At 69.3% G+C, this 12,208-nt stretch carries 11 protein-coding genes; 1 reads left to right on the forward strand and 10 read right to left on the reverse strand.

The annotated features are described in order from the left end of the window. Positions 1-13 precede the first annotated feature (13 nt). The 3 genes from M3Q35_RS15450 to M3Q35_RS15460 are packed head-to-tail and all read right to left on the reverse strand — an operon-like array spanning position 14 to position 6,928. Positions 14-2,701 (reverse strand): vWA domain-containing protein, encoded by a 2,688-nt coding sequence (locus tag M3Q35_RS15450; protein ID WP_273942465.1) that lies wholly within the window; start codon positions 2,699-2,701, stop codon positions 14-16. An 11-nt stretch (positions 2,702-2,712) separates the two neighbouring features. Then, positions 2,713-4,953, reverse strand: a complete 2,241-nt coding sequence (locus M3Q35_RS15455) for a DUF6519 domain-containing protein (protein ID WP_273942466.1) — start codon at positions 4,951-4,953, stop codon at positions 2,713-2,715. Between the two features lie 28 nt (positions 4,954-4,981). Beyond that, positions 4,982-6,928, reverse strand: coding sequence for a hypothetical protein (locus M3Q35_RS15460; RefSeq protein ID WP_273942467.1), 1,947 nt, complete (start codon positions 6,926-6,928; stop codon positions 4,982-4,984). An 803-nt stretch (positions 6,929-7,731) separates the two neighbouring features. Between M3Q35_RS15460 and M3Q35_RS15465 the strand changes: the two genes are divergently transcribed. Next, positions 7,732-8,289: a hypothetical protein gene (locus M3Q35_RS15465; RefSeq protein ID WP_273942468.1), complete on the forward strand. Its 558-nt coding sequence runs from the start codon at positions 7,732-7,734 to the stop codon at positions 8,287-8,289. 201 nt (positions 8,290-8,490) lie between these two features. Here the strand turns inward: M3Q35_RS15465 and M3Q35_RS15470 are convergent, their stop codons facing one another. Genes M3Q35_RS15470 through M3Q35_RS15500 form a run of 7 tightly spaced genes read right to left on the reverse strand, consistent with a single transcriptional unit; the run spans position 8,491 to position 12,198 of the window. Further along, positions 8,491-8,850 carry a GPW/gp25 family protein gene (locus M3Q35_RS15470; RefSeq protein WP_273942470.1) on the reverse strand — a complete coding sequence of 120 codons (360 nt, stop codon included), beginning with the start codon at positions 8,848-8,850 and terminating at the stop codon, positions 8,491-8,493. Continuing rightward, on the reverse strand, positions 8,847-9,353 hold the full coding sequence (locus M3Q35_RS15475; RefSeq protein ID WP_273942471.1) for a hypothetical protein: 507 nt from the start codon (positions 9,351-9,353) through the stop codon (positions 8,847-8,849). The genes M3Q35_RS15470 and M3Q35_RS15475 overlap by 4 nt, the downstream gene beginning before the upstream one ends. A 3-nt stretch (positions 9,354-9,356) precedes the next feature. After that, positions 9,357-10,049, reverse strand: a complete 693-nt coding sequence (locus M3Q35_RS15480) for a phage baseplate assembly protein V (protein ID WP_273942472.1) — start codon at positions 10,047-10,049, stop codon at positions 9,357-9,359. Next, positions 10,046-11,140 carry a phage late control D family protein gene (locus M3Q35_RS15485; protein WP_273942473.1) on the reverse strand — a complete coding sequence of 365 codons (1,095 nt, stop codon included), beginning with the start codon at positions 11,138-11,140 and terminating at the stop codon, positions 10,046-10,048. The genes M3Q35_RS15480 and M3Q35_RS15485 overlap by 4 nt, the downstream gene beginning before the upstream one ends. A gap of 1 nt (position 11,141) precedes the next feature. Further along, positions 11,142-11,306: a hypothetical protein gene (locus tag M3Q35_RS15490; RefSeq protein ID WP_273942474.1), complete on the reverse strand. Its 165-nt coding sequence runs from the start codon at positions 11,304-11,306 to the stop codon at positions 11,142-11,144. Then, complete coding sequence (locus M3Q35_RS15495) at positions 11,282-11,656, reverse strand: LysM peptidoglycan-binding domain-containing protein (RefSeq protein WP_273942475.1); 375 nt, start codon at positions 11,654-11,656, stop codon at positions 11,282-11,284. The genes M3Q35_RS15490 and M3Q35_RS15495 overlap by 25 nt, the downstream gene beginning before the upstream one ends. An 8-nt stretch (positions 11,657-11,664) precedes the next feature. After that, positions 11,665-12,198, reverse strand: a complete 534-nt coding sequence (locus M3Q35_RS15500) for a hypothetical protein (RefSeq protein WP_273942476.1) — start codon at positions 12,196-12,198, stop codon at positions 11,665-11,667. Positions 12,199-12,208: the final 10 nt, after the last annotated feature.

The following is a 12,208-nucleotide window of genomic DNA, read 5'->3' on the forward strand; positions in this document are numbered from 1 at the left end:
TCCCGCACCGAACTCAGTCGTCGTCGTGATCTCCGTCGAACCAGTCCCGGATGTCGATCCGCGGCAGCAGCACATCCGCCGCCCGCACCAGGACGATCGGGTCCTCCTTGTGGCTGAACACCACCGTGCGCTGATACGTGCCATCCGTCTGCACGGGCGGCGGCTGGTGGGTGACCACGTGCTCGAAGCGGCCCTCCTCCTCGAGCGCGAAGATGATCTCGGCGTCCTTGCCCGGGCCGAGGTGCTCGCCCCGCTTGTCCTGCGGCGTGATCACGACCAGCGCGGCCTCCTGGCCGTTCGGGTCGCCGATGACGCGGGTCACCTTCACCTTGGTGGCCTTGCGGTCCACGCTGACGGTGGCGAACACGCTGATCGTCAGGGCCCGGGTGAACGCGTTGCCGTTCACGTCGTTGCCGACGACCGACAGGTGCCAGGTGTAGAGGCCCTCCTTGAAGACCTTGTTGAACGTGTTGGTGTAGTTGCCGTCGCCGTCCGGGTCGAACAGCTGGTTGGTGCCGTCGACGAACAGACCGTCCCCTGTGGACTTCGTGCGCGGCAGCGTCTGCCACTGCTGCTCGGCCAGCAGCGCGCCGAACCGCTCCTCGATCAGGGTGGGCTGGTCCAGGTTGCCCGCGACGGACGCCACGGCCGCGGTGCTGTCCAACGTGGCCAACTGCTGGCCGAGGCCGGCGGCGGGGGCGTCCAGCGTCGCGACGACGGTCGCGCCGGTGATCACCTTGTCGTCCTGGCGGATCCGGACGGTCAGGTTCATCTTGTCGCCGGTCTGGTAGGCCGGCTTGTCCAGCACGACGTCGGCCCGCAGGTGCAGGTCCACGTAGACCAGCGCCTGGTCGACGTCGAGCTGCCCGGCGGAGCTTGGGCCGGCGCCGTGGATCAGCCGCCAGGTCACCGTCTTGCCGCCGCCGACGGCCGGCAGGTTCGTCACCGAGGTGGAGCGATCCGTCGGGGTGGACAGCACGTCGACCGGAAACGGCTGGTACCGCGTGCCGTCGAACTTGGCCAGCTGGATGGTGTCGGTGATCGAGGTGGCGCCCTTGGCCGGGGTGACGGTCACCAGCAGCCGGTCGTCGGTCGCGGTGGTCTGGAAGTAGACCGCCGGGAACGGCGCCGCCGGGTTGGGGACGGTCTGGTCCGGCTGATCCGGGTCCGCCGGGGCCGGGGGCGCCGACGGCGGCACCGGCAGTTTGCTCGGCAGTGCCGCCTTCTGCACTCCGTTCACCTGGTTGATCGCGGCCAGGATCTCGCTGATGCCGGTGGACAGCTCGCGGGCGTCATTGGCGAACTTGACGACGCCGTTGGTCTGCGACGCCACCAGCTTGAGGATGTCCAGATTGGCGGTGGGGCCGAGGCCGATGGCCGACACGGAGCACCGGTTCATGTCGAACACACCGCTCCGCGAGCCGAGGAGCTTGGCCGCCTCGTACGTGATGACCCCGCCGGTGGCGTTGTTCGGGTCCAGTGCCACCGTGCCGGCGTTCTCGAAGCCATCGGTGAGCAGGATGATGGAGAACTTCTGCTCGGTGATCGTCTGATTCGCCAACAGGTCCACCGCGTGGATGAGACCGTCGCCGATCGGTGTGTTGGAGCCGGGCGCGCCGAAGTCGAACGCCGCGTCGTCGATCGCCGTGACGGCGTCCTTCACCGGCGTCAGTGGCAACAGGGTCTTGACCTTGTCGGACGGCTGCCCACCCCGGAACCCGAGCGTGTCGTCCTGGAACGACACGAGCGCCACCTGGTCGACGGTGCCCAGGTCGCGGCGCAGGCCGTTGAACATGTTCACCAGCACCCGGCTCGCGGCCTTGGCGTTCTCGAAGCGGTTCTCCGACGCCATGCTGCCCGAGCTGTCCAGCACGAAGACGACGTCCTGGCGGCGCTGCTTGATGTTCATCGCCGCCGGCGCGGCCGTGTTGGCGAGCAGAGCGCCGTAGTGGCCCGCCGCGTCGTCCAGCTTGACGGCAAGGTGGACCTGGACCGGAACCTCCCCGTAGACGCCGGGAATTTGCACCTTCAGGGTCGGGCCGGTGGTCTGCGTCGGACTCTGGCTCGAGTTGGAGATCTCGTTGAACGTGATCCCACCGTCGTAGTTCCAGGTGTAGGTGACCTTGTCGGGCACCGGCAGCAAGGCGATCGGCGCGATGACCGGGTTGACGTAGGTCGTGTTGCCCGGGGCGATGCCGTCGGCCGCGGTGAAGTCGAACGGCGTGAGCTCGTACTGCGCGTCCGGCACGGTGAGCCGGGCCACCGGGTTCACCGCGGCCCAGCGGATCTTCACCTGGCCGCTGTTCGGGGTGACCGTCCAATTGGTCGGGCTGTCGGCGCTGACCCGCAGCTCCCAGTGCTCGCCGGTGGTCGCCGAGCCGAGGCCGGTGTCCCCTATCGTCACGAGCAGGTTGCCGGCGCTGGCGTCGACCTGGATGTTGTCTCTCGTGCTGTCCGGCGGCGGCGGGAACGGACCGCCCGGCGGCAGCGGGATCTCCGCGCTACGCACCGCGGTGCTGCCCGTGGTGTCGATGTGCACGAGCGAGGCCCGCACGTTCTGGACGCTGTCGGGATAGGTCAGCGAGAAGCTCTGGCTCTTCCCACCGTCGATGTACACGTCGAACACGACCACGAACGCGCTGGTGTCCGAGAACGTACGGCCGAGGCCGGTGCTCGACGGGGCATTGGACGGATCTGCCATGGTGGTTCCCCTCAAATCACGGTGATGAGCTGCTTGGCGAAGATGTCGAAGTCGGTGGCGGCGCGATTGCTCTCGAAGAGCAGCCACAGGCCCTGGTTCGGTACGGTCAGCGGGTACGGCCGGCGGGTGACGATCTTGGGACCGACCGGCGCGGCCACACGCTGCGGCGCGGACCAGGTCCCGGTCAGCGGATCACGCCTGCGCACCAGGAGTTCGGCGGTGTCGATGGCGTAGTTGCGCGTGCTGATCAGGCAAATCGTGCCGGCGGCGTCGCGCAGCAGGGCCGGTGGTGTGCTGATCTCCTGGGTCGTCGAGTCCACCCGGACCGGGCCGGACCAGACGCCGTTGGTGCACTGGGCCACCAGGATCCCGGTGCCATCGATGTAACTGAGAAACGCGTCGGTGTCGCTGAGCGGCAGCACGAACGGGCTCTTGTCGGCGGTGCCGTTGGAGTTGAACGGGAACTCGCTGGCCACCGTCAGCGGATTGAACCGCTGGGCCTGCACCTTGCTGCCGTCCGAGAACGCCACCCAGGCGAAGCCGCCGGCCGTCGCGACCGTGTGCAACTCCTGCGCGGCGACCGCGGCCCCGGCCAGCGCCACCGGCGCACTGTCCACGAACGCACCGAGATTGTTGTTCTGGGCCGGCTTGTACCGCCGGTAGAACCAGCCCTTCGCGGCGCCCTGGTTGACGAAGAACACCACCTGGTCGCCGACGAGCACCGCCCGCACCATCTGGTCGGGCCCGCCGCTGGTGGCGGAGACCGCCTGCTCCGTGGCCGAGGCCACGGAGGCCAGCGGGCCGCGCTTCATCATCACGTCGGTGGTCGTCGCGTCGGAGTTCCCGTTCTGGTACGTGATGATCACCTCGCCGGTCGGCAGCGCCACGGCGGCCGGATCCAGGTTCGGCGTGGCGCCGCTGGTGATCGGGAACGCGGTCTGGAAGTCCAGCTCGGGGTGGTTCGGGTCGTACCGGGCGGCGATGATCTGGTTGACGCCGCTGGTCCCACGGGCCGTCTGCCAGACGGCCACCACGCCGCCGTCGGCGTCCACCACGCTGGCCTTGTTGAGCAGGTCCAGCCCCTTGGCCGCGGCGACCGAGATGTCACGCGTCGGCGGGAGGAAACCGGCGAGCAGGGCGTTGATGCTGTCCCGGAGGTTGACCTGGGGCCGGTTGCGACCGAGGCGGTAGTCGGCGGCGGTGCCGCCGAGCATGTCCTCCACCAACGTGCTCGGCGGCATGAGCAGGCTGCGGGGCCGCAGGTCGGACAGGGCCGACGGCGGGACGGCCGGCACGCCGAACTGGCGGACCAGCTGGGACAGCGCGAGATACGAGTGCCCGGCGAAGAAGTCGCTGTCCCCCTTGACCGGGACCGTGCTGCTGCCCACCCTGACCCGCACGGCCCACTCGCGGCGCAGCCGGACGCTGGTCTCGACGCCGATGACCGGGTTGATCAGGGAGCCGTCCTCGGCCGAGTTGACCTCCCGGTCCCAGACGTCGAGGTACACCAGGTCGGTCCGGCTGCCGGCGCCGGGCGGGGCGATGGCCGGCACGACCGGCACCTTCCACGCCTGGGCGAGGGAGTCGTTGGCGTACAAGGACTGCGAGGTGTAGGCCAACCGTCCCTCGTGGACGGCGTCGCGGCCGTCGGCCAGACAGCGGCCGGCCCGCTCGGGGGTGCCGTCCCCGCCGGTGATGACGAAGTCGTTGCCGGTGCCCGCTGTGGCGACGTAGTTGTGCGGCGACTTGTTGATCGCGGTGACGACCTCGGCCGCGGTGGCCGCGGCGATGTTGGCGAAGTCCGTGCCCTGAAAGGTGACAGTGGATGCGACGCCGTCGGCGACCACGGTCAGCGTCATGCCGTGCGCCAGAGCGAAAGGCGCGGCATTCTCACCCACCAGGGTGGCCGGGGCGAGGCGGCGGCTGGAGCGGCCGGCGACGGTGAAGCCGAGCGCTGCGGCGGCCGTGGAGTTGGGGACGTCGATGCTCAGCGTGGAATTGGCCGGGACGACGGCCCTCGAGGTGATGACGATCGTGTTGACGCCGCCACCGCCGGCGGCGGTGATGCGGAAGCCGTCGTTGCCGGCGGGGACGCCGTCGCCGACGAACCACTTGAGGAAGGCCTGGACCTCGAAGCGGCGGATGTCCTCCAGCTCGTTCCAGTCGGCATCGACCAGCGGCACGCCCTGTTGCAGGCGAACACCGACGTAGTGCTTGACACGGTCGAAGGTGCTGCGGGAAAAGTCACCCACGGTGACCTCCTTTGCATTGGTAGGGCGGCTACTGCTGCCTGAGGAACACGGACCGGGTGGTGACCGGCAGGACCTCGGCGAGCATGCCGGCGAGGCGGTCGATGCCGGCCTGGATCTGGGCCGGATCGGTCACGGTGGGGAAGACGAGGTGCCCGAGGGTGTCCCGGGCGATGCGGTCGTCGTTGGTGCGCAGACCGCCGCTGCCGGTGTCGTAGGTGTAGGTCATGACGTCGTCGAAGCTGCCGCGCCGGGACAGCTTGGTGCTGGTGGAAGTGTCCACAGTGGTCGTACCGGCGTAGCGGCTGTCGAACGGGCCGAGGTTGGAACGGAAGGCCAACACGGCCCCGCCGCCGGTGTCGACGGCCAGCGGTGCGCGCTGGGACTGGCTGCCATTGGGGAACAACTGGGCATTCGCGCCCCAGGTGAGGTCGGCGACCTTGAGCGTGTTGTGGCTGAGCTTCCAGCCGTCGAACTGGGTTGAGGCGAAGAACAGTTCGATGTCGCCGGCCGCGGTGAGCAGTGGCGCGGGCTGACGATCATGGTAACCGGCGGTGGCCTTGGGCAGGGCCCGCACGGGCGACCAGTCGGGCAGTGTCGGATCGAGGCTTTGCTTGGAGCGGAAGAAGATGCTCCACCGGGACTGCCCATCGGGACCACCGGGCTGGCGGTTGGCCCAGAACAGGAAGAGCCGCTGGGTTGCGGGATGGAACAGGACGCAGAGATCGTCCTCGACGTTGCCGTCCGCCGGCAGGCTGGCCGGGGTGGCGAGCTGCCACGCGGTGCCGTTGTGCCGGTTGTACCGAACCTGCCAACCGCCGGCGACGAACTCCTGCCAGAAAAGCCATACCCCGCCGGTATTGTCGGCGACGGCGACCGGCTGGCGCCGTTGCGTGGCGGCGTCGGAGAAGACGGCCGGGGTGGACCAGGAACCGCCGCTGCGGACGGAGAACATCAGGGTGTGACGCCCGGCGTCATAGGTCTGCCAGAACACCCACAGCTTGTCGCCCTGGAGCGCGGCGGCGGGATTCTTGTCCACACCGGACTGATCGGTGAACGGAAGGCTCTCCTGCCAGGCGCCGTTGGCGTAGCGCTTGGACCAGATGTCCCAGCCGTGCGGACGCTTGGTGTGGTACAGGAACAGCGTGGAACCGTCGGTGTCCCGGACCGCCGCCGGCCGGCCGTCGTAGGCGAAGTTCAGCGACGCTAGCTGCGGCGGAGTCCAGGCGCCGGTGGAGTCCCTGGTCGCCGACCAGAGGTTGAGCCGCTCGGGCTGGTTGGTCCGGGCGACGTTGTGCACGAACTCCTTGGTGAGCGTGAGCCACCCCGTGGCCCGCGCCGCCGTCGCGGCGACGATCGGCTTGGCGCCGGCGCGCTGGTAGAGATGGGGAGCGCGCCGGATCGCGTTGCGCTGGTCGCCGACCGGCCGGCCGAAGTCGGTCTGCCAGCCGATCCACTGGGCCAGCAACGGGAGCAGCTTGCCGTCGACGTGCTCGACGTCCAGCAAACCGAGCGCCGCTCGGTTGAGGCTGTAGAGCCGGTCCAGTTCGGCGCCGGGCAGGTCGAGGAAGCCCCGAAGCTGGCCGAGTACGGCGTCGAGCCGCTTCGCCGGTGGGCGTTCGGCGTCGTAGCGGCGGTAGATCGCCGGCAGCAGGTCGTACAGCTGCCCGGCGAAGTCGTACTTCGACGTGGCCATCACGTCGGCCACGTTGTGCGGGTCCGGGTCGTAGACGGCCGGGCTTCCCGTGTACGGGAACAGCGTGTAGTAGTACACCCGCTCGCCGAACAGGTTCAGGTCGCTGGCCGTGGTGCCGGGACCGTCGGCCACCACGACGCCGTCGGTCGGCGACGTGGGATGGCTGCGCTCGGCCCGAACCACCCGGACCGAGGGCGGGTTGGCCGGGTCGGGGAACGTCCAGCTCAGGTCGATGCGGTTGCCGTCGGTGTGCGCGACGGCCGTGATGTCGAGCAGGCGCATCGTCACCGCCCTCCTGGCTGACCAGCACGACCTTCAGCCCCAGCACGTAGTTCTGGTCGGTCGGCACGATCGGCACCTCGTTGGGACCCAACACGATCCGGCCGTGCGGCTCCACCACGGGCGTGGGCTGGTCGCCGCGCCGGAACTCGGTGATGTTCACGAACTGCACGCCGGGCACGCTCTGGCTCTCCTCGTAGAACTTGCTGAGGTACACCGTCTGGTTGAAGTCGACCTTGTCGAAGGCCAACAGGTCGGCCGCGGCCCGCTGGACCAGTGCCACCACATCGCCCGGCACGGCGAAACTCTGCACCGCGATCTCGGCCGTCACGAAGATCGGCACATAGTCCACATCGGACACCTCGACGATCTGGCCCAGCATGCGCTTGTCCTCGAAATAGCCGATGAGACCGGCCTCGAGCACGTCGCTGACCTTGCCGCCACCGACCGGCGCGACGTAGAGCGTCACCGTGTTCCACGCGGTGCCGACGGCCCGCACCTTGCCGACGCCCTTGTAGCTGCGGGCCAGCGCCTCGTAGTCAGCGGCCGTCACGGCGCGGCGCAGCGACCGGAACACCGCCGGAGCCTGTTGGACGGCGTGCGCCAGGTCCTCCCGTTCGCCGCCGCCGGTCGCGGGCCCGGGGTTGGTCACGCTGACAGTGCCGAGCAGAGTCAGCGCGGGCGCGTCGACGATGGTGGTGATGCTGCCGGCCGGCACGTTGCCTGCGAGGCCGCCGCCGGTACGGTAGGTGGCGACGATCTGCGCCCCCTGCGGCGGAATCGTGCCGAACACACCGTCGCCGAAGATGACCGTGGCCCGATTGCTCTCGTCCACGTCGACCACGAAGTCGGCGGTGGCCTGGCTGAACGCCAGACTTTCCTTGCGGGTCCACGGAATGAGCGCGCCGGGCAGCCCGGCCCGCACGATCACGTCCGCCGCCGGCTGCGTGCTGTCGAGGCGGGTCAGGATGACGCCCGCGCGCGTGAGCGCAAAGCGCTGGTTGGGCGTGCCGTCGGAGACGCCGAGCACCTCGGAATCGATCAGCCGGCCCTCCTCCACCGGCAGCCCGGTGAAGGTCTTCCGGCCGCCGACCGCCGGGATGGCGCCGAAGTCGATCACCAGCGGCGAGTCCCTCGTGTACTCGAAGCGCACCGCCGGCCGGTCCTTGGCGCTCTTGGTCGCGAACGCGTCGCCCTTGGTGATGGTCACCGTCCCGGTGCTGGCCGGCACCGTCACGTTCAGGCTGGCGGCGGCCGGCGCGGCGGTGCCGAGCTCGTACCCGATCAGCCGCAGGTGCTCGATCACGCTGCGCCTGGTCCGCGCGGTGCCGAGGAAGCTCTCGTTGGCCACCCGGTCCTGGTAGTAGCTGAGGATGTCGCCGAGGTGCGCGAACAGCTCGAGCAGCACGTTGCCGAAGTCGGCCTCGTTCTCGAAGTCGGTCCACTGCCCCAGCCTGCTCGGGATCTGCGCCCGCATGGCCTGCAGCAGGCTCTCGTAGTCGCGCGCCATGTAGTCGATGACCGGCTGCCCGTTCACCTGCACGACGTCCACCATCACGCTTCCCCTATCTGAAGTGGACCCGGAGGGCCTGCGGCGCGCGATCGCTGCGCCGCACGTAGGACACCTCGACGGTCACGCTTTCCTCGGCCGCGCCGACGTCGACGCCGACCACCGCGAGCTCGTCGCCCAGCCATCGGGTCAGCGCCTGGCCGACGGTGAACTCCACGGCGGCGGCCATGATCGTGTTGTTCGGGTCGAACACCAGGTTGAACAGACCGCAGCCGAACTCGGGCTGGTTGACCCGCTCCCCCGGCGCGGTGAACAGCACCTGGAGCACCTTGCCGCGCAGCCGCGCGGCGTCGTCGTCCACCGGCCGGATCGAGCCGTGCGGGTCGACGCCGAACGGGAACGGGAAGCCGCTCACGACCCGCACCGCACGAAGTCCTGCCCCTGCGCGGCAACGGATGAGTTCGCGCTCTGGTGCTTGCTGCCGCACGTGTCGAGTTTGTCGGCGTCCAGCAGCACCTTGACCCCGCCGATGGTGAGCAGTTGGCTGCCGGCACCGCTGTTCGGCACACCGGGGTCGAGGCCGTCCTTGATCTCCAGCCGGGCGTCCTTCGTCGGCTCGAGCGCCGGGCTCGCCGGGTCGGCCTTGTAGTTGTCGCCGGCCGGGCCGTAGTGCTTGCCGCCCATGACTGTCTCGCCGGCGTTGAGCGAGCTCTGGCTGGTCACCAGCGCGACCGGCGTGCCGTTGATGCTCACGAAGTCGCTCAGCCGCGCCGAGATCGTGCCGATGTAGGCGAAGTCGGCGGTGCCGGCATACTTCAGCTCCTGCGGCGGCGGGCTCGGGTTCGGGCCGAAGCCCGCCACCGCGTGCTTGTCCTTGCCGGTGACCGGATCGCCTTTCACTATCACGAGTTTCGCCATGGCTCAGCCCTTCTCCAGGTCGATGCTGTCGGCGACGATCCGCACCGGCTGCCCGGCGGCGTCGATGGTGAACGGGACCTTGGCGGTCAGCTTCATCGCCGAGTCGGACATCTCGACCGAGTTCTCGTTGGCGTCGACAAACTTCAGGCCGGATTCGGTCGTCTCCACGGTGTTGCCGGCGGCATCGGTGATCCTGATGCCCTTCTGGTCCAGCACCACCCGGTGCCCTTTGACACCCTCCTGGACGAGGACCGCCTCCTCGCCGTCCTTGTCCTCCAGCTGGATCGTGTGCCCCTTGCCGGTCCTGAGGATCTTGCGAGTGGGTGGGCTCTGCACCTCGGTGGCCTCGGTGCCGTCCTCCTGCTGCGGCTTGGGGGTCTGGCCGCCGGAGTCGGGCTCGGACCAGTAGGTCCCCACCCAGATCGGGCATTCCAGGTCGCCGCCCTCGAACTCCACCCACACCCCGGCCTTCGGCTCCGGGATGAACAGGAAGCCCTGGTCGGCGGCGCCGCCGTAGGGCACGCACGGCGTGGCCCAGCCGGTGACGACGTTCTCGCCCAACAGGCTCGGCACCTGGAGGGTGAGCCGGCCGAGCCGGTCCGGGTCGTCGTTGTCGACCACGATGCCGCGGTACTTGCCGTAGTAGCGCCGGTCGACCCGGTCGGCCAGGTCGGCGACGATGCGTTCCAGGCTCATAGCAGGCCCGACAATCCGCCGCCGCCGGACACCAGCGCGTTGCGCTTGACCCGGAACCGCTGCACGTAACCGTCATCGCTGAAGCGATGCGTGACGTGGGTGACGTAGTACGAGCCGCTGTGGGTTTCGCCGATGCCGTTGATCGTGACGGTCCGGCGCGGCAGCAGGATCGCGTTGTACTGGTTCGCGGCCACCTCGCCCTCGCCGGTGACGAACCACTCGTGCTGGTCGAAAACGGCCTGGCAGAACGCGGCCAGCTCCGGCGCCCCGGTGGCGACCGGCTGCCCGACCACGATCTGGCCCGGATCGATGCCGGCCGGCAACAGGTCGGCCGGGCGCTTGGCCCCCAACGCGGCCAGGTGGCCGGCTTCGGCGGTGGCGGTGAGCACCGCGCCGGTGAGACGGTCCACATCGGACATCGCGACCTCGGCCGGCGTCAGGGCGTTGACCTCGAGGCTGAACCGATTGACGTTGGTCTGGTCGCCGGCGTGCACGTTCAGCACGGCCTGGCCGGCGTCGCCGAGGTCCGGCGGCTGGAAGTACCCGGTGTCGCCGTCGACGAAGCACTCGTAGCCGTTGCGCAGCGCGAGCCGCTTGAGCAGGCGCATGTCGGTCTCCCGCTGCATGATCGTGGCGATCTTGTCGTCGTGCACCACGTCGGTGTCGGTGACCTTCGGGGTGAGGCCGGCCTGCTGGAACAGCTCGGTGGCGATGTCGCTGTCCCGCATGTTCGGCCAGGCCTTGACCACGTCGACCCGATCCATCAGCACGCCGGCGTCCATGCCCCAGACCACCAGCCGGCACTGCTCGAGCCCGGGGCCGAACTCGGGGCGGACATGCGTGATGTAGCCGCTGATCAGCTGCTGGGAGTCGTCCTGGGTGCCGGCGGTGATGGACACCGTGGACCAGACCGCGAAACGGTCGTCGTCGAGGTACGGCCACGAGCCGTCGGCCTTCAGCAGCAGCGCGATGCTCAGCCGGAACATGCCGGTCAGCTGGTCGTCCAGCTCGACCTCGAGGCTGATCAGGTCGTGCGCGAGGTCGGGCACCTCGGCGCCGCCGATCTCGATGACCAGCTTGTCGGCCGCCACGTCAGCTCACCGCCGGCGGGATGGTGATCGGCCGGCCGAGCTGGCCGCTCTCGGCCGGCAGGCCGGCGGTGAAGCCGGCCGCCCTGATCACGTCGAGCAGGTCGGCCAGGTGGGGCAGCCGGGTCCGGTTGTACGCCACGATCACCGCGGCGTCGTCGTCGGACACCGCGGCCGACTCCACGCCGACCTTCTTGGCCAGCGCCGCCAGCAACGCCGCCCACGGCGGCGTGCCGGGGCGGACACCGGAAACCGGACCGTCACGACCGGGTCCTTGGCCAGCAACGACAGCGGCGACAGGAACTCCGGGTTCGCGTCGCACACGTGCCAGTACTGCAACGGCTGGCCGTAGTAGGTGAACGCCAGCTGGTCGAGGCGGTCGCCACTGTCCACGGTGTGCGTGAACGTGCCGGTCACCTCGGGCAGCGGCCGGAAGTCCTTGGCCGCCACCACCCGGCCGCGCGCGTCGGCCACGGCGATGTCGGGAACCCGACGGTAGCGGGACAGCTTGCCGAACATGGTTCACCTCACCCCGGAAGCACGACGTTGGCGGCATCGGCGGCGTTGGACAGGTTGAGCACGGACATCGCCTCGACCATCGCCTTCGAGTACCGGTACGGCACGTTCTTGCCCTCGATCACGGTGAGGTTCACCGACACGATGGCGCGCAACGGATTCAGGTCGGCGCTGAACTCGGTCTCCTTGATGCTCATCGAGTTGATGTTCACCGGGAGCACGCGCTTGCGGCCGAACACGAACAGAATCATCGGCGGATTGGAGTTGCGGGCGAAGCTGAATCCCTTGGAAGCGCCCAAAAGTGCGGCGATCTCGCCGCCGAGCAGGCTCTCGTCCTTCGGCAGCACCATCTGCTCGAGAGTGGAGATCTGCGGCGCGACGCCGAACTGCTGGGCGATGCCGTCGCGCGCGTCGAGCTTGTCGGTGGCGTCCAGTCGGATGTCGAACGCGATCGTCTGATCCTGCACCGCGACCAGCTGCTCCCGCTGGAGCGTGAGCAGGTCGTCGTACTGGGCACGGGCCTGGCGCAGGCTCTGCTCCTGCACCGCGGCCGAG

Source organism: Kutzneria chonburiensis, assembly GCF_028622115.1.
Classification (GTDB): domain Bacteria; phylum Actinomycetota; class Actinomycetes; order Mycobacteriales; family Pseudonocardiaceae; genus Kutzneria; species Kutzneria chonburiensis.